This window comes from Aminobacter carboxidus, assembly GCF_014863355.1.
Taxonomy (GTDB): Bacteria; Pseudomonadota; Alphaproteobacteria; order Rhizobiales; family Rhizobiaceae; genus Aminobacter; species Aminobacter carboxidus.
The window spans coordinates 107,462-128,162 of sequence record NZ_JACZEP010000001.1; the positions used below are offsets into that span (position 1 = coordinate 107,462).

At 61.1% G+C, this 20,701-nt stretch carries 19 protein-coding genes; 9 read left to right on the forward strand and 10 right to left on the reverse strand.

Annotated elements, in window-relative coordinates; translation table 11 throughout:
* Nucleotides 1-8 precede the first annotated feature (8 nt).
* The 5 genes from IHE39_RS00500 to IHE39_RS00520 form a co-directional block, all read right to left on the reverse strand.
* A complete protein-coding gene (locus IHE39_RS00500) occupies nt 9-836 on the reverse strand; it encodes a carbohydrate ABC transporter permease (protein WP_184773535.1) in 828 nt (275 codons plus the stop codon).
* Nucleotides 833-1,777, reverse strand: coding sequence for a carbohydrate ABC transporter permease (locus IHE39_RS00505; RefSeq protein ID WP_210327453.1), 945 nt, complete (start codon nt 1,775-1,777; stop codon nt 833-835). Before IHE39_RS00505 ends, IHE39_RS00500 begins: the two co-directional genes overlap by 4 nt.
* Nucleotides 1,778-1,792: 15 nt before the next feature.
* Nucleotides 1,793-3,142 (reverse strand): extracellular solute-binding protein, encoded by a 1,350-nt coding sequence (locus IHE39_RS00510; protein WP_192565147.1) that lies wholly within the window; start codon nt 3,140-3,142, stop codon nt 1,793-1,795.
* 107 nt (nt 3,143-3,249) lie between these two features.
* Nucleotides 3,250-4,800 (reverse strand): CehA/McbA family metallohydrolase domain-containing protein, encoded by a 1,551-nt coding sequence (locus tag IHE39_RS00515; protein WP_210327454.1) that lies wholly within the window; start codon nt 4,798-4,800, stop codon nt 3,250-3,252.
* Nucleotides 4,801-4,975: 175 nt separating this feature from the next.
* Nucleotides 4,976-6,058: a GntR family transcriptional regulator gene (locus tag IHE39_RS00520; RefSeq protein ID WP_192565148.1), complete on the reverse strand. Its 1,083-nt coding sequence runs from the start codon at nt 6,056-6,058 to the stop codon at nt 4,976-4,978.
* Between the two features lie 263 nt (nt 6,059-6,321).
* Between IHE39_RS00520 and IHE39_RS00525 the strand changes: the two genes are divergently transcribed.
* From IHE39_RS00525 to IHE39_RS00565, 9 genes are all read left to right on the forward strand, one after another.
* The gene (locus tag IHE39_RS00525) at nt 6,322-7,149 is read left to right on the forward strand and encodes an ATP-binding cassette domain-containing protein (protein WP_192565149.1); all 828 of its coding nucleotides are present in this window, start codon (nt 6,322-6,324) and stop codon (nt 7,147-7,149) included.
* A complete protein-coding gene (locus IHE39_RS00530) occupies nt 7,146-7,937 on the forward strand; it encodes an ABC transporter permease (RefSeq protein WP_192565150.1) in 792 nt (263 codons plus the stop codon). Before IHE39_RS00525 ends, IHE39_RS00530 begins: the two co-directional genes overlap by 4 nt.
* Nucleotides 7,934-8,713: an ABC transporter permease gene (locus IHE39_RS00535; protein WP_192565151.1), complete on the forward strand. Its 780-nt coding sequence runs from the start codon at nt 7,934-7,936 to the stop codon at nt 8,711-8,713. Before IHE39_RS00530 ends, IHE39_RS00535 begins: the two co-directional genes overlap by 4 nt.
* Nucleotides 8,714-8,752: 39 nt before the next feature.
* On the forward strand, nt 8,753-9,802 hold the full coding sequence (locus IHE39_RS00540; protein WP_192565152.1) for an ABC transporter substrate-binding protein: 1,050 nt from the start codon (nt 8,753-8,755) through the stop codon (nt 9,800-9,802).
* Nucleotides 9,803-9,863: 61 nt separating this feature from the next.
* The gene (locus IHE39_RS00545; RefSeq protein ID WP_192565153.1) at nt 9,864-10,919 is read left to right on the forward strand and encodes a Gfo/Idh/MocA family protein; all 1,056 of its coding nucleotides are present in this window, start codon (nt 9,864-9,866) and stop codon (nt 10,917-10,919) included.
* Entirely contained in the window at nt 10,916-11,950 is a 1,035-nt protein-coding gene (locus tag IHE39_RS00550; protein WP_192565154.1) for a Gfo/Idh/MocA family protein, read from the forward strand. Before IHE39_RS00545 ends, IHE39_RS00550 begins: the two co-directional genes overlap by 4 nt.
* Nucleotides 11,925-12,977, forward strand: a complete 1,053-nt coding sequence (locus tag IHE39_RS00555) for an SIS domain-containing protein (RefSeq protein ID WP_343070037.1) — start codon at nt 11,925-11,927, stop codon at nt 12,975-12,977. The genes IHE39_RS00550 and IHE39_RS00555 overlap by 26 nt, the downstream gene beginning before the upstream one ends.
* Nucleotides 12,974-13,984 (forward strand): glucokinase, encoded by a 1,011-nt coding sequence (locus tag IHE39_RS00560; RefSeq protein WP_192565155.1) that lies wholly within the window; start codon nt 12,974-12,976, stop codon nt 13,982-13,984. Before IHE39_RS00555 ends, IHE39_RS00560 begins: the two co-directional genes overlap by 4 nt.
* Entirely contained in the window at nt 13,971-15,155 is a 1,185-nt protein-coding gene (locus IHE39_RS00565; protein ID WP_192565156.1) for an ROK family transcriptional regulator, read from the forward strand. Before IHE39_RS00560 ends, IHE39_RS00565 begins: the two co-directional genes overlap by 14 nt.
* 40 nt (nt 15,156-15,195) lie before the next feature.
* Here IHE39_RS00565 and IHE39_RS00570 read toward each other — a convergent pair whose 3' ends face one another.
* Genes IHE39_RS00570 through IHE39_RS00590 form a run of 5 tightly spaced genes read right to left on the reverse strand, consistent with a single transcriptional unit; the run spans nt 15,196 to nt 20,695 of the window.
* A complete protein-coding gene (locus IHE39_RS00570) occupies nt 15,196-16,320 on the reverse strand; it encodes a substrate-binding domain-containing protein (protein ID WP_192565157.1) in 1,125 nt (374 codons plus the stop codon).
* A 58-nt stretch (nt 16,321-16,378) separates the two neighbouring features.
* Nucleotides 16,379-17,368 (reverse strand): ABC transporter permease, encoded by a 990-nt coding sequence (locus IHE39_RS00575; protein ID WP_210327455.1) that lies wholly within the window; start codon nt 17,366-17,368, stop codon nt 16,379-16,381.
* The gene (locus IHE39_RS00580) at nt 17,365-18,342 is read right to left on the reverse strand and encodes an ABC transporter permease (RefSeq protein WP_192565158.1); all 978 of its coding nucleotides are present in this window, start codon (nt 18,340-18,342) and stop codon (nt 17,365-17,367) included. Before IHE39_RS00580 ends, IHE39_RS00575 begins: the two co-directional genes overlap by 4 nt.
* Nucleotides 18,339-19,850, reverse strand: a complete 1,512-nt coding sequence (locus tag IHE39_RS00585; protein ID WP_192565159.1) for a sugar ABC transporter ATP-binding protein — start codon at nt 19,848-19,850, stop codon at nt 18,339-18,341. The genes IHE39_RS00580 and IHE39_RS00585 overlap by 4 nt, the downstream gene beginning before the upstream one ends.
* Nucleotides 19,847-20,695 carry a sugar phosphate isomerase/epimerase family protein gene (locus IHE39_RS00590; protein WP_184773485.1) on the reverse strand — a complete coding sequence of 283 codons (849 nt, stop codon included), beginning with the start codon at nt 20,693-20,695 and terminating at the stop codon, nt 19,847-19,849. The genes IHE39_RS00585 and IHE39_RS00590 overlap by 4 nt, the downstream gene beginning before the upstream one ends.
* Nucleotides 20,696-20,701: the final 6 nt, after the last annotated feature.

The window sequence follows — 20,701 nt, forward strand, 5'->3', positions numbered from 1 at the left end:
GGGTTCGCCTATTTCACCGCGCCCTGGGTCAGGCCCTTGACGATGTAGCGTTGGGCAACCAACAGCACGATCAGCGCCGGCAGCATGGCGAGAGCAGCGCTGGCCGCCATCTGGGTGTACTGAATCTCGAAATCCTGAGCGAACTTGGCGATCGCCACTGGCACGGTGGCGGTTTGTTTCATGGTCAGCGTCAGCGCCACCGCGAACTCGTTCCAGGAGAAGATGAACGTCAGGATCGAGGTCGCTGCGACACCTGGCGTGATCAGTGGAAGGATGACGTGCCACAGCACGCGCGGCGTGCTGGCACCGTCCATGATGGCGGCTTCCTCAAGTTCCTTTGGCACCTCGCGCACGAACACGGCCATCAGCCAGATCGCCATTGGCAGGTTGAGCGTCGCGTGTGCCAGGATCAAGCCGGTGAATGTGTTTTCGAGGCCGACCGTGCGCGCCATGGAAAACCAGGCGCTGGCCAGCGCAACCGGCGGGATCATGTGGAAGATCATCGTCCATGCCAGGAAGATGTGCGCCACCCATGAGGGCCAGCGCAGGCGGTTGAGCGAGAAGGCGCAGAGCGTCGCGACGACTACGCACAGGATGGTGCTGAGCACTCCGACGATGATGGAATTGCGATAGTTGAGCAGGAAATCTGAGGTCTTGGACCACAGCACTTCCGAAAAATTGCTCCAGACCGGAGTGAACAAGACCTCGCCCATCAGTAGCGAAATCTGGGTGCGGAACCCGGCAGCGACCGTCCAAACGATCGGCGCGATGACGATCGCGGCGCAGATTGCAAGCACGATATGAAGCGGGACGGGTGACCTGGTGCGGCCGTTCATGATGTCGCTCCCGTACGGCGGCGCGCGGAAAGGGCTATGACCAGCAACAATGCGACGAGGAAGATCACCGCGACCGACATTGCCGAGCCATAGCCGGCTTTGTCTTCGGTGAAGAAGCGCTGGTAGAGCGTGAAGCTCAGCACTTCGGTGGACGTTCCGGGTCCTCCGCTGGTCAGCAGATAGACCTCGTCGAACACCTTGAAGGCCAGCACCAGCCGGAAGGCGAAGGTGACGATGATCGTCGGGATCATCAGGGGCAAGGTGATGTACCAGAGTTCCTGCCAGGCGCTGGCACCATCCATCTTGGCAGCCTCGAAGACGTCCTGCGGCAGGGTTTCCAGCCCCGCCAGGAACAGCAGGAAGCAAAATGGCGTCCAGTGCCAGATATCGACGATGATGACCGACAAAAGCGCAGTTTCGGAACTGCCCAGCCAATCGTGCGGCATCAGGCCGACAAGGCCGAGCGCCTTGTTGATCAGGCCGAAGTCGAAATTGAGCATCAACTTCCAGATGGCGCCGATGACGATGCCGGGGATGAGGATCGGCAGGATAAAGATGGCGCGGTAGAACACGCGGCCATGGGTGATCTTGCTGACTGCCAGCGCCATGGCGAAACCCAGCACCATCTGCCCGGCGACCGCGGCAAAGGCAAAGACCAGCGTATTCCACAAGCCTGCGCTGAACAGTTGATCTGAAAACAGGGCCTCGTAGTGGGTCAGCCCTGCCCAGGTACGCGTCGGTTTTCCATCCGCCCAGGTGACGTTCTGGAAGCTGGTGAGAAACAGGTTGGCGATCGGTAGCACGGTCAGCGCCACCATCATCGCCAGGGCAGGCCCGAAGGTCAGCCAGCGCCACAGGCGCTGGCCGTCACCCTCCATGACTTTGTGGCTGTCGCGCACGCCAGGTCGGGCGGGCGTGAGGGAGGCTTGGGAGGCAGTCATGGAAATGCCCTTCGATTACTTGATCGGATCGAGTTTTCCGGTCTTGTAGGAGTGGCCGGCCATGATCTTCTCGATCTCGTCCGACATCCCGTTCAGGGCGTCGGCGCTGGGAACCTCTCCGGCGACGGCGCGGTTCAGGCCCACTTCCAGGACCGCGATGACCTCGCTGGCCTCCGGGAACTGGTAGATGTTGACCGCGTGCGGCAATGCTTCCGCAAGCGGCTTCATCCAGCGATACTTGCGCTCCTCGGCGATCGGCTCCTTGTAGACTGCCGCGTTGACCGGGATGCCACCGGCCTTGGCGGTCTCGAGCTGAGCCGCCTTGGTCTGGAACCAGCGAAGGAACTCCACGGCAGCACGCTTACGGTCGTCGGGCACGTTCTTGGAAATGCCGGCAAGCCAATGGCCGAGGCCTGGCGCGGTCGGCAGTCCCGGTGCGGAGGGCGGCGGCGCCCATTCGACCTTGTCGACGATCGCCGATTTGTTGGGATCGTCCATCTGCGACCAGGCTGCGATGACCATCATGATATGGGCCGAGTGGCCGGTGACCATGGCCTGGATGACCTCGGCCTGGTCGGAAGCGGCGGTCTTCGGGTGGCCGGCCTCCTTGGCAAGGCGAATGTAGTAATCCAGGGCCTCCTTGCCCTCGGTCGAATTCAGCGTCACGGAATAGTCGCCCGCCGACTGGTCTTTGAAGATACCGCCTCCCATGCCGTAGAGATACGGATAGAAGTCGTAGGCGACGGTGTGCGGACCGCGCGCGCCACGCTGGACGATGCCGTACATCTCTGGCGGGTTGTGGAGTTTCCGAGCGTTTGCTTCCAGTTCAGCGAAGGTTTTGGGCGCCGACAGGCCGGCTTCCTTGTAAAGGTCGCCGCGGTAGTAAAGCATAGGGATCAGCGGCGAGACCGGGATCGACATGAGCTTGCCGTCATTGGTCACCGACTTCTTCTCAGCGTTGTAATAGATGGTGTCGCCAAGCGTGTAGACGTCCGGGTCAAGCTTGAACCCGGGGTCGATGTCGGTGATCGCCTCGACGAAACCGCCGGCATACATCTCGGTGAACCAACCGGAGTTCATGATCAGGACGTCGTATTGGCCTTCGCTGGCGCGCACCGAGTTGCGTTGCTTCTCCAGTGAGCCGGCAAATGGATTGACGTCGAGCTCGACCTTGTTGCCTGTCTCGGCTTCATAGGCCTCGACCGTCTTGCGGAAGCTCTCGAACCAGGGCGACTGGTTGATGACGACCGTGATGGGCGCCACGCTTGCCGCATGGAGCGGCCGGATCGCACCCGGGATTATCGTGCCCAGGCCGGCCGCGCCGATGCCTTTTAGGATGGTTCGTCTTGGAATGGTGAAAGTCATTTTATTCTCCCATTGCGTTTGACATTACGATTTGGTTTGGCGTGGCAATCAAGAAATGCGCCTGCTTGAGATTGCTGATCTTGCGTCAGCCTGCTCCAATCCCAGCCTCATTCGCAGAAAATCGGGCTAGCCCAGTTCCATTGCCCGTTGGCCTGCCGCATTCGCGCGTAGACCCAATCGCCCTTGCGAAGCGGTTCGATCGATAGAGGCCCATGCCATTGCCATTGATGCGGACGCGGTAACGGATGCAGCCGGAAGGCAGGGCTGTCGATAGGCCCGAGATTGCCGGAGAGCGCGCCGGCCAGCAGACGCTCCGCCGTAACCTTGAACGTCTGTCCGTCGACGGTAAGGACAAATGATGCGTCCGGCAGGATGCGCACCCGCGCCGCGATCGCCTGCATCGAGGCGGTCGTGTTGTTTGGATTGGCGATCGAACGCACGGCGAAATCGATCCGGTTGCCGTCGAGTTCGACACGGTTGTCGTCTTGTGCGTCGCCTTCGCCTTCCAGCGGAGAGACGACCTCGGCGCCGCGCAGCCGCGGCTCGACCGACAGGATCTCGCCGCCGATCAGTTCGAGCGAACCCTGCCAATCGTGAAACTTGCCGCGCGCGCCCCATCCGAGTTCAAGCACGACAATCGTTTCGATGCTCCCGTTGGCAACGGAGAGCGGCGACGGTTGCAAATCCGGCGTGACGCGGCTCACCACGTCGCCGTTGCGGATGATGTCGATATAATCGATGGCGCCGCCTGCCACCGCTTCCAGCTCCAGCGCCGCATTGCCGCCGGGTGCGAGAATGCCGCCCTGTGTCGCGTCGCCAATCGCGAAGAAGAGGTGGCTGGCGTCGCCGGTCAGCGCGTTGGTGCGCCGCTGGTGGATCGCCTGCCACAACGCATCACGGGAGTTTTCCGGTGCGTAGACCGCCGAGCGGCCGTGGCCATAGGAACCGGGGTAGCCGCTGTGGTGATCCGTGTTGCCGAGGAAACCGAACTTGTGACCGAGGTTGAGCCCGTGACGGACTGTTGATTGGCCATCGCTCGGACCCATCGAGTGCAGGAAAGGCCGATCCATGACGGACGTTTCCGAGCAGCCATGCATGGAAATGATCTCCAGCACCGGAGACAGGTCTTCGATGAAACTCTGCCAATTGATCCCGCGCGCGCCGAGCCGGTAGCCAATGTGATGCGGGAAGGCGAAGGCGCGATTGCTGAAGGCTGCGCGCAGTTTGTGCTGCAGTTCCTGCGGGGTGTCGGCCTTGATCAGATCCTGCCGCTGCAGATCGCGGTAAACGATCGTGTAATCGCCATGGGCGAAGGAATGGATCTCGTATCCGGGGAACACGGTGAATTCACCCGGCGCGTCGGCAGCCGCCAGTATGTCGAAATGCGCGTCCCACACTCTTTCGAGCTTGGCGAATCCCTTTACATGAAAGTCGACGATGTGCGCGACACTCGGGTCGTTGACCGGCATGTCAGGCCAATAAGCGTGCCCCGTGACGGATACGAAATCGAGTTGCCGGCGGGCCCGGCGAAGGGCCTGCTCGAGGCTGCCGTGCCCATAGGAGATGTCGCAGTGATTGTGGACATCGCCGTAATAAGGCCGCAAGCCGTGACGCGTGGCCAGGGGGGACAGCCTCCCGGGGAGACGCTCGCCGATCATGACGATTGAACCCGAAAAAATACCTTTCGCGGCGGTAGTCCTGGAAGAGCCAACATCTGCAAACCCGCTGTATTGAGGTACAATATGTATTGTACCGTATCATGTGCATTTCGGGACGCAAGTGCTGATTTTGGCGCGAGGGGAATTCGTTACGCACCTAGGACGCTGGAGATGGTCACTCAGGGGAAGTGGTGCTGCTGCGGATCACTTGAGAGCAACCGAGATAGATGATCTGCGGCGGCAATTCGGGTGAGTTTAGCCGGCGGTGGATGGTTTTTACCAATTGTTGGGCGCCCTCGAGATACGAGCTTCCAGCCATCGACATGGAGCCGAAATGCTCAGTCGGCACGTCATGATGGCCAAGGATGAACACGCTTAGTTTGTCCGGGTAGCTGATTCCCAATTCGTCCAGGCAGCGCCCGATGCCAAGCGCATCCGATATGCCCAGGGTAATCATGGCCGTGAAAGGGAGACGATGGTCCTCGTCTAGCAGACCCTCGAGAGCTCCCTTGAGGGCCAACTCGACACTCTGTGTCGGATGAAGCACGCCGCGCAGGGTGATTGGGCCAAAATGCCGAGCATTATCGGGTGCCCTCCGGCCAATGCGCTCAAAGGCGCGGCGAACACTGAGAATCGGTTGGGCCATCGTGTCCAGGGAAGCCAAAGCGATCGAGCGATGGCCAAGCTCATGCAGGTGGTCCAATGCCATATCCAGCGCCTCTTCCCAGTCTGTTCCTACACGATCGAGATCGACTCCTGAGACACTGTGACCGTCAACTACCAGTGCTCTCGCCTTGTCCTGCAATAGGTGGAGCAGCCTGATAGGGATGTTTTCGTAATGCGATTGCAGGACGACTGCGTCGAAATCGGGAATAGAGGAGAGCATATCCAGAAGATGGCTGGTGTTGTGATAGGAGATCTGGACAACCTTGCTGCCGGAGCGCGACATCTCATCGACGATATAGTTCTGAACCAGCACGCAGCGCTCGTTGAGGCTGGCATTGGCCAATATGAGCAAACTATCGAGGTGCTCATCAGGTGGCCGTACGATGCGGCGTTCTTCTTGTGATTTTGTCACATATGTCCCGCGACCGACCTGCGACGTCAGCAGACCTGCTTCTCGGAGACGGGTGAGCGCATCCTGGACAGTGGCTTGGCTGACGCGAAATGTCTTCATCAGCTCGCGCACAGTGGGCAACCTGGCGCCGTCGTCGAGCTGCGATATCTGTTCCTGCAGTGCCGTAAGGACCACGTTCATCGGCAATCGCTTCTCCTGTCTGGCGCGTCCTTGATTGTCGCAGGATCCATTTCAGTCGAATACATTTTGAACCCCTTTGCGCAGTCCAAACTTGCGTATCAAGACTACTCTGGCCCTTCAAGTGCCACAGGCCGAACGGCGACGATTGTATCGTATCAGATACAAATTGCACTTTACAATTTGAATTGCGCTAATATACTCGGCGAAATAATGTCCTCCGACCGGGCGCTATCCCGCCGGCGAGGGGTTTTGGGGAGGTGCTCGTGCTTGATCACGACAATCTTGCACGATGTGCACTTCGTCGCAGCGAAGCGCCTGTCGCCAAGCGGACGACGTCCCCATTTCTTCAGTTTATCGCCATCAACAGTGTGGGGAAAACCTTTGCTGCTCGCACTGGCAGCAGCATTTCAGTTCTCGACTGCGTTGATTTGACGATTGCTGAAAATGAGTTCGTGTCGTTTGTCGGCCGCAGCGGCTGCGGCAAGACCACGCTTCTCAACATCATCGCCGGTCTGGAAGACGCCACGCAAGGGCAGATTACAATTGCGGGCCGGCCAGTGACCGGACCGGGGCAGGGGCAAGGCGTCGTATTCCAGCAGCACGCCCTTTTCCCCTGGCTCACAGCTGTCGACAATGTTGCGTTCGGCTTCCGCAAGTCGGGGCTGAACAAGACAGACCGCCGCCAAAAGGCGATGGACCTCCTTACCCTTGTCGGGCTTGAAGCGGCAGCATCCAAGTATCCGCGCGAAATGTCCGGCGGCATGCAGCAGCGCGTCTCCATTGCCCGGGCGTTGGCTCTCGATCCACAGATTCTGCTGATGGACGAGCCGTTCGGGGCGTTGGACGAACTGACCCGCATCGAGTTGCAGCACGAGCTGCTCCGCATTTGGGAAGCGCAGCGCAAGACTGTGGTCTTCGTTACCCATTCGATCAATGAAGCACTGATGCTGTCGGACCGGATTGTGCTGCTCGCCCCCAATCCTGGACGCATCAAACGTGTATTCGATGTCGATCTGCCGCGCCCGCGCTCGCGCACCGAGCCGCGCTTCAACGCACTTTACGAAGAAATCTGGGATGAGCTGTCGACATGATGCGCCGGTTCCCCCAAATTGCCCCGCCGTTGATTGCACTGGCGATCCTGCTCGTCGCCTGGGAATTGGGCGTCCGTTATGGCTTTCTCAAGCCGTATCAGTTTCCGCCGGTCAGCCGCATCGCGTCGGGTTTTGTCGAGTTGTCCACGATCGGCTTTCCGACTGGCGTGTCAATCTGGTCGCACACGCTCACTACGCTCGTACGCGTTCTTCTCGGCTACGTCGGCGCGCTCGCACTGGCGATCCCATTGGGCGTCGTCATCGGCAGCTTTCAGGTGCTCGACAAGTTGACCGCGCCGCTGGTTGTGTTCTGCCGTTCGGTGGCGACGCTCAGCCTTCTGCCGCTCGTCATCGTCTGGTTCGGCGCCGGCGAACTGACCAAGGTTTTTCTGATTGGCTACGGCTGTTTCTGGGTGATGCTCTCCAACGTCATCGCCGGTGTTCGCTACGTCGATCCCGTTCTGGTTCGTGCTGCCCGCACATTCGGTTTGCATGGCGGCGAGCTGTTTCGTCGCGTCGTCTTGCCAGCGGCGCTGCCGCGCATCTTTGCCGGCGCGCGCATGGCGCTCGGCGTCGGCTTCATGGTCATCGTCGGCGCCGAGATGATCGGCACGATCGAGGGCCTCGGCGCGCTGATTATGGAAGCCCGCACTTTCTACCGCAGCGAGATCACCATCATTGGCATGCTGATCATTGGGGTTATCGGCTTCGCAATCTCGGCCGGCCTCACCGCGTTGGAGCGGCTCCTGCTTCCATGGGCCGGCAACCTGGACGCGGTGCGGCGATGAGCGAAATTTTGAAAACCTTGCGTTCGAACGATCTTGCATTGGGCCTGATCGGCGCTGTAGCCGCGGTCGGCGTGTGGGAGATCTGTGCCAGAACCGGTGTGGTCGACCCTACGCTGTTTCCAAGTCCGTCTCTGGCTATTTCCGCAGCGGCCCAGAGGCTGACGGCCGAGACTTTGGCCGACAATCTGATGTGGAGTCTCTTCCGCGTCTTCTCAGGCTTTATTCTCGGAGCGCTCGCAGGTGCTGCGATCGGCATAGCCGCAGGGTGGTATCGCGGCTTTGGCACGATCGTACGGCCACTCATCGAACTGCTGCGGCCGATCCCGCCGCTCGCCTGGATTCCGCTGGCCATCATCTGGTTCGGACTGGGCGAGCCCTCGAAGCTTTTCATCATCTTCCTTGGCGCGTTTTTCCCGGTTGTCACCGCCGCCTACCAGGGCATGCGCAGCATTGACCCAGTGTTGCTCCGCGCGGCCCAGACGCTTGGCCTCGACGGCCTGCCACTCCTGCTTTGGGTCGCAGTGCCGGCGACCGCGCCGGACCTCGCCACCGGCGTACGCATTGGCTGGGGTTTGAGTTTCGGCGTGCTCGTCGCGGCCGAACTGATCGCGGCAGACCGTGGCCTTGGCTACATGATCATCAACGAGCGCAACACCGGCGGCTCCGTCGGCGTCATCATCGTCGGCATCCTGCTGATCGGCGCGCTGAACCTTTTGACCGACGCAGCAATTGGCGCCGCGATCAAACGATGGGTCGGGCGCTGGCATGGCGCCTGAACGGCCCGGTTTCGCATAACAACAATGGGAGAATTCAACATGTGTAGCATCCTCCGTCTCATAAGAACCACCGCGGTGATCACCACGCTGTCCATCGCCGGCGTCTCGCAAGTCGCCGCACAAGCGGTTGAGACCGACACTCTCAATATCAGCATCGGGCCGGACTTGCCGTTCCTGGTTCATATCGTTGCAAAGGAAAAGGGTTTCTTCGCCGAGGCCGGCTTCAAGAACGTCGAGTTCAAGACCTTTGCCTCGGGCAATCTTGCAGGAGAAGCCCTGCTGGCCGACCAGATCCAGCTCTGGACACCCGGCAACCTGCCTCCGGTTTCCATGGCGCATAACGGGGTGCCGGTCGTGGTGCTCGGCACCAACGCCGTCAGTCACGGGCTCGAGAAGATCGTCGTGCGTGCCGATGCCGGGGTCGAAAATCCGGAAGACCTCTACAAAACAAAGCTTGGCTTGCTGGTCAGCTCGACCTCGGGCGCTCTGCTTACCAACCTTGCCAAGCACTATGGCCTCGACGCGACCAAGATCCAGACGGTGAATCTTGCGCCGCCGGAAGCCATGGCCGCCATGGCCAACAACGAGGTTCAGGGCATCATTTTCTGGGAGCCGTTCCCGTATCGCGCGGTCAAGGAGCAGGCGGCCAAGATCGTTCACACCGGCACCAAGAGTTTCTTTGCCAAAAACAATGGCGAGGATGTGCCGGTGTCCAACAACCGCACAGTCTGGGTGGCGTCGCAGGATTGGGTGAAGGCCAATCCGAATGCGGCGAACGCGCTGGTCAAAAGCTTGCTCAAGGCGCAGGCCTATGTCGCCGATCCGGCGCACAAGGACGAAGTGCTGAAAATATACTCGGATGTCCAGAAGCAGCCAATTGAGATGAACCAGGCGCTGATCGACAACTATATTTTCACTCCGAAAGTCGATCAGGCCTATGTCGATGATATGGCCGCCATCGCCGACTATCTGCAGGCGACCAATCGCATCCAGGGTGAGAAGAAGGACATCCTTACCTACACCTACACGGAGCCGATGAAGGCCTTCGACCCTGCCCTGGTGCAGATCGAGGGTCAGTGGAAGCCTTAACATCGCCCAGCCGGAGCGTTGGCATCGCCGGCGCTCCGATCTCAATCCCCGGAACAATCCCATGCCACGCGTGACCCCCAAGAGTGTCTCCGTCGCCATCATCGGCGCCGGGTTCATATCCGACTACCACGTCAACGGCCTGCGCGCCGCGGGCGGCTCTGACATCGTAGCGCTGGTCGGGCGCCGGCCGGAGACGACGGCGCGCAAGGCCGAGGCTCTTGGCATCGGTCGAATTGAGACGGATTACCGCGGGGTGCTGGACGATCGCTCCATCGATGCCGTCGTTGTCGCCTCACCGGACGATACGCACGAGCGGATCGCCGTCGACTCGCTGCAGGCCGGCAAGCATGTGCTGTTGCAGAAGCCGATGGCTCTGGACAGCGCGCAATGCCGCGCGATCATCCAAGCCGACACGCTCGCAGGCCGCCGCCTGACGGTCAGTTTCATGCATCGCTATTTCCCCGAAGTGCGCTGGCTTCGCGATCTTCTTGCCGCCGGCACGCTGGGTGAGGTGCATTCCGTGCGCATCCGCAATGCGACACCTGGCGCCGACTGGGGCGACTGGTTCTTCACGCCGGGCAATGTCTCGGGCGGTGTCGTCATGCAGCTTGGCGTGCACGGCATCGATCTGTGCCGCCATCTGTTTGGATCGATCGCCAGTGTCGGCGCGGAGATGATGACGGCCCGGCCTGAACGGCGCCTGGCGGACGGACGGAAGGTCCACTCGCAACTGGAAGATAACGTCTTTGCCACCTACCGCTTTGCTAATGGCATCCAGGCCAGCCACGAGATGAGCTACAGCGAGCTGCAGGGTTGCGACCGTTTCAGGCTGGAACTCTATGCCGAGAACGGCACGGTGTGGTTGCGCACCGAGCGCGGGCTGGCGGCTCTGTATGCACCGGCCGTGACGGGCAAGGCAGAGTGGGTCGTGCCGCCCTTCAACGACGAGGCATTCGGCGAGGCACACCATCGTCATTGGTTGTCCATCGTCCGCGGCGACACACCGCCGGACGACACCGCGCTTGCCGGATTGCAATCGGTCACGATCGCCGAAGCGATCTATGCCGCCGCGCGCAGTGGCCAGAGAACACTCGCCGAGACGGAGGCCGAACGGTGAAGCTCAAAATCGCGGTGTTGGGTACCGAGCACTATCACGCAAACTTCTGGACGCGGGCCCTTCTCCAGAGCCCCGACGCCGTAGTGTCCGGCGTTTGGGATACCGACCCGGCGAGAGCTTCGGCATTTGCCGGCGAGCACGGCGTTGAAGCCAATGCCGACCTAGCCGGGTTGATTTCCGCCAGCGACGCGGTCGCCATCTGTTCGGCGACCGTCGATCATCTCGCGCTGGTCGAAGCTGCCGCTGCGCGAGGCAAGCCGGTGTTGTGCGAAAAACCGCTCGGCATCGACCGTGCCCAGGGTGAGGCGATCGCCGCTGTCGTCAAGCGTGCCGGGATCCGCTTTATGCAGAGTTTTCCCAAGCGCTTCGATCCGGCCAATCATGAGATCAAGACGCTTCTGGACAGGCAGGCATTGGGCAAAGTCACGCTATGCCGCGTACGGCACGGCCACAGCCATGGCTTCACGGAGGCATTCAAGTCGGCATGGTTCGTCGATCCGGCGCGCTCCGGTGGCGGCACCTTGCTCGATGAAGGCGTCCACGCCGCCGACTTCCTGCGCTGGATGTTCGGAGAGCCGGAATCGGCCTTCGCGAGCCTATCGTCCGCGACCCTTGGGCTGCCCGTGGAAGACACGGCGGTCGCCACGTTCCGCTACGCCGACGGCATGATCGCCGAAGTGACGACGAGTTGGTGTTTCGCCGCAGCAGACACTTCGATCGAGATTTACGGGACTGAAGGCTCCATCCTGCTTTCCGGCGTCGATATCGCCTCGCGCCCGACGCGCGAAACGGATTTCTTGCGGGTCTTTCGCCGCGGCGACGGTGGCGGAAGCTGGACCGCCTCGGATGTCGTGCCGCATTTCAAGACCGGCGTCTTCCACGAGCATGTCGCCTGGGCCTTCGTGAAGGCTCTGAAAGAACAGTCGCCGATGCCGGTGACCATCGAGGATGGTCTGCGCGCCTTCGCCATCATCGAAGCCGCCTACCGCGCCGCAGCGAGCGGTCGTGTCGAAGCCATCCGGCCGAGCTGAGGATTCTGTCATGCCCTCCCAAATGCAAACCGAAGTTCACCAGATACCGGCCGCCGTCGAGCGCCAGCTGCATGAAATCGGCCCCCGATATCGCGAGATCGGCCAGCGCCTCAATAGGCAAGATTTCACAATGGCGATTTCCAATGCGCGCGGTACGTCCGACCATGCCGCGACCTACCTGAAATATCTCCTTGAAACACGGCGGGGAACGCCCGTCGCTTCGGTTGGACCGTCGGTTGCCTCGGTCTACGGCAGCAGATTGCGGCTGCACGGACAGCTTTGCGTTACAATTTCCCAGTCCGGCGCCAGCCGGGACCTGATCATGCTTCAGGAGGCAGCAGCCAATGCCGGTGCTGCGACGCTCGCCATTGTCAACGATGTCACCTCGCCAGTGGCTCACCAGGCCAGCCTGCTGGCGCCGATGCACGCCGGCCCGGAACTGGCCGTCGCCGCAACCAAGACCTATGTCGCCTCGCTTGTGGCCATTGCCTCGATCGTAGCGGCTTTGGACGAGGACGCTGGCCTCGCAGACGCCATTGAGCGACTTCCCGAAGCGCTGGCCGGTGCGCTTGCCCGGGACTGGTCCGTCGCGGTCGACGCATTGGCCAAAGCGGAGTCGGTGTTTACCATTTCGCGGGGTCCGGCTCTGACGATTGCCGCCGAAGCGGCGCTGAAACTCAAGGAAACGTGCCGCCTTCATGCGGAGGCCTACAGCGCCGCCGAAGTCCGTCACGGACCGATCGCTCTGGCAGCGCCGCGGTTTTGCGCGTTGGTCTTTGCCACTCGCGACGAGGGACGAGCCAGCATTCTTGAGGCCGCAAGCGCTCTGCGGTGCGGCGGCGCAACCGTGGTGGTTTGCGATAGCGCCGTGGGTGCCGATCTGCCATCTGTAGCCGCGCCGCACCTTCTGCTCGACCCGATCTGCCAGGCGGTCAGCTTCTATCAGTGTGTCTCCGCTCTGGCGCAGGTGCGCGGCCTCGATGCGGATCGGCCCGCGCACCTTTCCAAAGTGACGGTGACCGTATGACGGCTCTCGTATGCGATCTTGGCGGCACCAATGCCCGGCTGGGGCTGGTTGAGGACGGCCTGCTTCTGCCGAACACGGTGGCAAGCCTCGCCAACGACGCTTTCACCGATTTTCCTTCACTCCTCGGCAGCTATCTCGTGAGCCTGCAGAAACCGGACCTAGAGTCCATTTGTATTGCGCTGGCGGCGGTCCCGACACCCGAAGGCGCGCGTCTGACCAATCGCGACTGGGATATCAGGCGCGACGACGTCGCCGCCGCGGGCGGCGTTTCCAACGTGCATTTCCTCAATGACTTCGAGGCTCTCGCCCTGTCACTGAGGCAAGCCGATCAGCACGAATTGCAGGTTCTGTATCAAGGCACCAAGTCATCGCGCCTCGGACCCAGATTGGTCCTTGGTGCCGGGACCGGCTTCAATGCTGCAGTCTGCTTTCCATCACGCATTGGCCAGGCTTCAATTGTCTCGGCGGCCGAGTGCGGGCACATGACCCTGCCTATCGAAGGAGAAGAAGAACTCTCGCTCCAGGCACATCTGGCAGCCGGGCGAGGGCGTGCTTCCGTGGAACGTGCGCTGTCAGGCAACGGACTGGTCGAGATTTACAACTGGTGTTGCAGGAGCAATGGTCGCAATCTCCGCTTTCACAAGGCAGCCGAAATTTCCGCTGAGGCCGCCTCCCACGGTGACCCAGATTGTCAGCAGGCAGCCGACTTGCTCCTACGGTTGCTGGGGCGCGTGTCCGGCGACTTGGCGTTGGCCTTTCTTCCGACCGGCGGCATTTTCCTTTCCGGCGGGGTTACAAGGTCGCTAGCGCCACTGATGCGAGCAACCTCCTCCACCTTCCAGACCGCGTTTCGATCGAAGGGAAGGCAATCGAGCTTCATGGAACGCTTTCCCATCTCATTGTTGCTGGACGACCGTGCTGCCTTGGCGGGCTGCGCTGAGTGGTTAAGGTCTACGGGTGCTGCCGGCTCGTCAGCACGTTTAGCTCGCGACGATGAAGCTACTTAATCTCTCCGTCAACGAAAGACGGCTGATCGAGCTTATCACCGCAGATAAGCCTGTGGCGCGCGTCGACCTGGCGCGCCGATCCGGAATGACCGGGGCTGCGGTGACTCGACTTGTCGCTCGACTTTCCGACCTCGAGCTTCTGACGGAAAAGGCGGATCGAGCAGGGGCGCAAGGGCAGCCCAGACGTTTGTTGAGTTTGCGAACGGACAGGTTTGTGTCCGCAGGCATAACCTTCACCGCATTCTTCATGAAGATCGTCGTGGTCAACCTTGCTGGCAAGACCCGCGCCTCGCGTCTGGTTGACATCAAAACAAGCAACGCAAAATCGATTGCACAAGCAGCGAAATTGGCCGTGGAGGCCATGCTGACTGAAATCGGCGCTTCGAAGCGGCATTTGCTGGGAATTGGCTGCGCGGTACCCGCCAACTTTGCAACGATGTCGCAAATGGCGAAAGTTTCTCCCATATTTGTAGCACTCGACAGCGGTGAAGCTGAAAACGCCTTTCAGACCATCTTTGAAGCGCCTGTCGCCTTTGAGAGCAATGGTACGGCTGCCGCTCTTGGAGAATACGTTTTTAGTGAACGTGGTAATCGGCCCGATCCGATGTACCTCATCCACATCGGCGACGACGTTGAAGGCGGCTTTGTCATCAACGGCCGCCCCTACCGCGGGGCAAATGGCAACGCCTGTCAGCCGGGGGTTCTGTACTCGATCGACGGGCCACGCCCATCGGGTGAGGACCTTCTTGGATGCCTGGGGAAGGCGGGATACCGCATCGCCGACTTCGCGGAACTCGGAAATATGCCGGAAGAAGCGCAGTCAGTCGCTGCCGCATGGACTGAACGTGCGGGACGGCAACTGCGGCAAACAGTGCGGATGGTAACTGCTATGTTCGACCCGGCCCTGATCATCGTCGGTGGCAAGTTGCCCGACGACATTACCCGTGGCCTGGTCGCCGCCATCACAAACAAGTCAGTCCCAGGCTCATCGATCGGCGTGGGGGACGCACCGATAGAAGTTTCATGTCTGGGGGCTCGCGGGGAAGCGGTTGGCGCGGCCGCCACGGCTTTTTTCGATGCACTCTTTTCCGGCGCGGTCGCGGACAACGCGAGCCCGTATCTTAATGGCCGAAGGAGTAAGTCGACAAACGACGCTAGCAACGGCAGATAGGGGCCGCGCGCTTTGAACGCGCGACCTTTTAAGCAAAGGGCTACTTGCCACCCCAAGCAGCCGGATAGTCCGGCAGCTTCTCGCAGCCACACATGGCGTGGTGCAGCGGCGGCATCTTGTCATTGACATACTGGTCGAGGTTTTCGGCGGTGATGGCCGGCTGTGGCATCACCCATTCCGGGCCCGGCACGGGGTCGCCCCGCAACACCTTAACGGCGGCGATGATCGGCGTACGCCACTGATAGGTCGGGTACGTAGGCGCAATGGCCTTGAAGCCTTCGGCCTTCCACTTCTGTAGAAAGTCCTGCTGGTCTTCGCCGGTGATGATCGGTAGCGGCTTGCCTGCATCCTCGAAGGCCTCCAGCGCTGCAACGGCGGTTGCACCGGCGTCCATCCAGATTGCGTCAAGACTGCCCTTCGCCAGATAGTCCTCCACGATCGATTTGGTCTTGGCGTTGTCACCCTCGGTGAATTCCTCGCCTATGACGTTAAGGCCCTTTTCCTTGAAGATGCGCTTGGCTGCCGAAGCACGTGTCTCGAGCACGTCGACACCGGGGATGATGCGCAGCAGCAACACGTTGGCGCCAGCCGGCGCATTGGCTGCCACGAATTCACCTGCCTGGATGCCGAACCCATACCCGCCGACGGGATGAATGAAGGTTACCGGGCACTTGGTATTGACGCCACGGTCGAACACGATGACCGGCAGTACGCCGCAGGCCTTTTCGACAGCTGGCGTCAGTGCCGCGGTGGTGTTCGGCGAGACGATCAGCACCGAGCATTTGCCGCCATTGAGCAGGTCGTCGATGTCAGCAATCTGCTTGTCGTCTGAGCCTTCAGCGTCGACATGGATCAGCTCTTTGATCTCAGGGTGCAGCTTCACCTCGGCCTGCATGTTCGTCCAGCCCGTGACACGCCAGGCATTGTTCACGCCTGCGTTGGAAAAGCAGACCGTGTAGGGGCCGTCCTTCTTGAACTTGGCGGTGTCGACGATGGCGTCACCGTAATACTGCACCCACGGCTCGCCTTCAGGGCCATTGGCCTTGGCTGTCAGTTGCTGGCGCTGCTTGTCGAACTCGACCGGGTCGTCGAAGTTCAGCTGCTGGGCCTGCGCCGTGCTGGCGAGCAAGGCTGCTGCAAGTGTGGCGGTAATCAAACGTCTCATGTCCCACTCCCTTTGTTGATCGTTGCAATTCCTCCCGCCGGCTGGCACCGGCGAAATTTCATGTGCCGGTCCGGTTGCGTCGATAGGTGGCGAGCACGACGGCGGCTATCAGGATCACTCCTTGCACCACATCGCGGGTCGGTTTCGGCAGACCGACGAAATTCAACAATGTGAAGATCGCCGTCAGCGTCAGCGCGCCGGCGATCGAGGCTGGCACTGAACCGCGTCCGCCCAGCAATTGCGCGCCGCCAATGACGGTCGCGGTGATCGCTTGCAACTCGTAACCGATGCCGACATCGGTGGAGACGCCAGCAAAGCCGCCGAGAAGTATTCCGGCAGTGACGGCGCTAAAAGCGGACACCATGAAGGCGAGAACGCGTACACGCTCGACCGGGACACCGGACATCTTTGCGGCGCGCGGATTATCGCCGATCGCATGTAGCATCCGGCCAAAGTTGGTACGGTGCATCAACCAGTAGAAAGTGGCGCCGACCATGACAAGCGCGATCAGCGCCACCGGGAGGAACTGAATGAGTGGAACGCCTTGGATGTTAACGCGGCCGAAATAGCGGAAGGTCTCGGGAAGATAGCCGCGCGGCGAGCCGCTCGACCACATGAAGGCCACGCCGTTCAGCGTGATCATCATGCCGAGCGTTGCGATCAGCGACGGTACGCGCAGATAGCTGACCACCAACCCGTTGATCAGGCCCACGAGCGCGCCGATGACGTACATGACCAGGATCACCCACCAGGTCGCGTCGGCATTGTTGTTGAGCAGCATGGAGGAGCCGACCACCGTCAGCGTGATCAACGACCCCACCGAAAGATCGAAGCCGCCGGAGACAATGACGTAGATCTGCCCGGCTGCGAGGATCGCCAGGGGTGCTGCGCGCTTGAGGAAATTCATGTAGCCGGTCGGCTCGACAAAGCTTGGGTTGGAGACCGCGATCGCGACGATCAGCACGGCCAGCACAAAATAGACCGGATTGATCTGCTGCAGGCGGCGGCGCGCCGGCGCTATGTTACGCATGGAGGCAGGCTGGGTCATGCTGCCATCCTCTTCGAACGCACAGCATAGAAGGCGACCGCGGCGACGATGATGATGCCACGCATCACCTGCTTGGCGAATGCGTCGACGCCGGCGAGATTGAAGATCGAGTCGATCAACGAGAAGATGATGACGCCGGCGACTGTGCCCCAGATGCCGCCCTTGCCGCCGGAAAGGATGGTACCGCCGATGACGACCACCGCGATCGATTCAAGGTCGTAGGCACCTTCCGCGCCGATCCACGGCGAGCCCGATTTCAACCGGCTCGCCAAATAGAGCCCGGCAAGAGCCGCGTACAGACTACAGATGACGTGACTTGCAATGACGATGCGTGCCGTCTTGATGCCGGCCGCACGCGCTGTATCGCGATTGCCGCCGACGGAATAGACGTTGGAGCCAAAGCGGGTAAAGCGCAGCACAAGCCAGGCCAGCAAGGTCAGCATGACCAGTACCAGCAGGCTGATCGGCAACCCAAGAAGATTGCCGTAGGCGAATATTTGAAACTCGTCCGGCACTGAACCCTTGAAGCTGCCGTAGAACGAGGCGAGGCAACCCTGGATGACCAGCGACATGCCGAGTGTCGCGATCAGCGGATTGACTTCCAGCTTGGTGATCAGCAGCCCATTCAGCGTGCCGACCACTGCGCCCAGCGCCAGCGCGGCAAATGCGGCCGGCAGCATCATCGCCGGGTTGCCGTCCATGATTGCGGAGGAAACGACAGCTGAGGCGGAAATGAGATGCGCTACGGACAGGTCGATCGATCCGACAAGAATAGCGAAGGTCTGCCCCACAGCAGTCATGCCGAGCGCGATGGAGCGATTGAGAATCGAAACCGCTGCCTCCGGCGTCAGGAACCGGGTCTGGCCAAGGCCCAGCGCCATCGCGATATAGATCAGCAGCGCAATGCCGAGCAGCAACGCCGGGGCGTAGCGCTCTAGCCTCCAGGCTGCTCTGTATCGGGCAAACGAGCTCATGCGGCCCCCACCTTCTCGCCGGTCGCGGCAAGCATAATCTGGGCTTCGGTGGCACCGCGCGCGAATTCGCCTGCCAGTTCACCCAAGCGCATGACCAGCACTCGATCCGCCGTGCCGAGCACTTCAGGCAAATCAGATGACACCATCATGATCGCCGCGCCCTTGCGGGCGAGTTCGCGCATGAGGTGATAGATGCCCGCTTTGGCGTTTACATCGATGCCGCGCGTCGGCTCGATAAAAATCAGCAGCTTCGGATCGAGCGACAGCCAGCGGGCCACGATCGTCTTCTGCTGGTTGCCGCCCGACAGCGACTTGATCTCTTGCGAGAAGTTGCCAGCCCGCACGTCGACCTGCCGCAGGAGAGCGTCCATCGACGTAGTTGAGGCAAAGCGTGTCGCCTTGTCGTGGCCGGCGAGGTTGGACAGCGCACGCGCTGTCAGCATGCCGTTGTCGGAAACCGACTGCATCAGTACTAGCGCCTCGCCCTTGCGGTCGCCCGGCAACAAGCCGACGCCGGCGCGGATTGCCTCACGCGGGCTCTGAAAACGGGCTGACTGACCAGCCAGCGTGACCTCGCCTTTAGTGAAAGGTGCTGCCCCGAATAGCGCCCTTGCAAGCGCGACGCGGCCAGCGCCCTGAAGTCCTGCAAAGCCGACGATTTCGCCGGCCTTGATGTCGAAGGATATGTTCTTGAGCTGGTCGTTTCCGGCGTTGCGCACTGACAGGACCAACGCGCCGATTTCCTGCGCCGTTGCGGGCTCCGCATAATAGTCGCCGATGTCGCGGCCGACCATGGCGTGCACGATCGTATCGGGCGTCGGCACATGGTCGTAGCTCGCCGCGGTCCAGCCGTCCTTGAGCACGGTCACGCGGTCCGCCAGCTTGGTAATCTCGCGCATGCGGTGGGTGATGTAGACGATCGCTGTGCCGCGTTTCTTCAGCATTTCCACCAGCGCGAACAAGGCTTCGCATTCGGTTTCGTTGAGCGCGGCCGTCGGTTCGTCCATGACGATCACCTTGGCATCCAGCGACACCGCCTTGGCGATTTCAACCAGCTGCTGGCTTGCGACATCAAGGTCGGCCACCAGGGCATCCGGTTCGATGTGTTGCGCCTCGCCGAACAACGCCACCACGCGGCGCGCCTCCGTCTCCATGGCGCGGCGATCTACGATGCCGCACCGGGTCGGTTCGCGACCGAGAAAGATGTTTTCCGCCACGGTTCGTTCCGGCAACAACGAGAACTCCTGGTAGATAACTGAGATGCCGGCTTCGATCGCGTCGAGTGGATGTTTGAAATGCCGCTCCTTGCCGGCGACGACAATCGCTCCGTCATTCGGCAGGTAAACGCCGGAGAGAACCTTCATCAGCGTCGACTTACCAGCGCCGTTCTCGCCGGCAAGTGCGTGCACTTCGCCGGGATAGGCGGCGAAGCTGACCCCGCACAGGGCCTTAACGCCTGGGAAACTCTTGGTGATGCCGCGCATCTCGATGATGGGAAGCTGCGTCATGCCGCCGCCCAGGTCTTGCGGATAAAGGTGGCACTTTCGGCAAACAGCGTGTCCAAATCGGGGAACAGCGGACGCCAGACCCGTGTGGCCGCGGCGATCGCCGGGAGCCCTGCGCCGAAAGCTTCCAGCGTCAGCCAGCCATCGTAGCCCGTCGCCTTCAGCGCCTTGAACATGGTCGGGAAATCGATATGCCCCCGTCCCGGGATGCCGCGGTCGTTCTCCGATACGTGGAAGACGCCGATATCGTTGCCGATCAGAGTTATCGCAAGCTCGGGATTGCGCTCCTCTATGTTGGCATGGAACGTATCGTACATGATCTTGAATGCCGGATGATCAACGCGGCTCACATAGGCGCGCGCCTGTTCCATCGTGTTCAGGAAATACGTCTCGAAGCGGTTGAGATGCTCGAGCGACAAATAGACGCCGTTCGCCTGCGCCCGTTCGGCAAGCCTGTGATGCGCGTCGGCGCCGTATTTCAGCTCGTCCTCGGTCGGACCTGAGCCCGTGAAACAGCCGATCGGCGCATGGAATGGACCGCCCATGCTTTCCGCCCCAAGTGCAATGGCGCAGTCCAATGCCCAATCAAGATGCGTGATGCCCCGCGCCCGTACATCCGCATCAGAACTCACCGGACTGGCGTCCTGCGTTGGCACGATCGACGTTGTCGCGCGGGCAATGCCGATTCTCTCCAGTTCGCGGCCCAGTCTTTCGTAGTGGGCGACATCACCCTGCAAAACGGGCACCTCGACACCATCGTAGCCGAGGTCACGCAATTGCTCGATCCGGCCGAGATGCTTATCTTCGACCAGATCCGTCAGGCAAAGCAGGTTGATGCCGAGTTTCATTGCCGC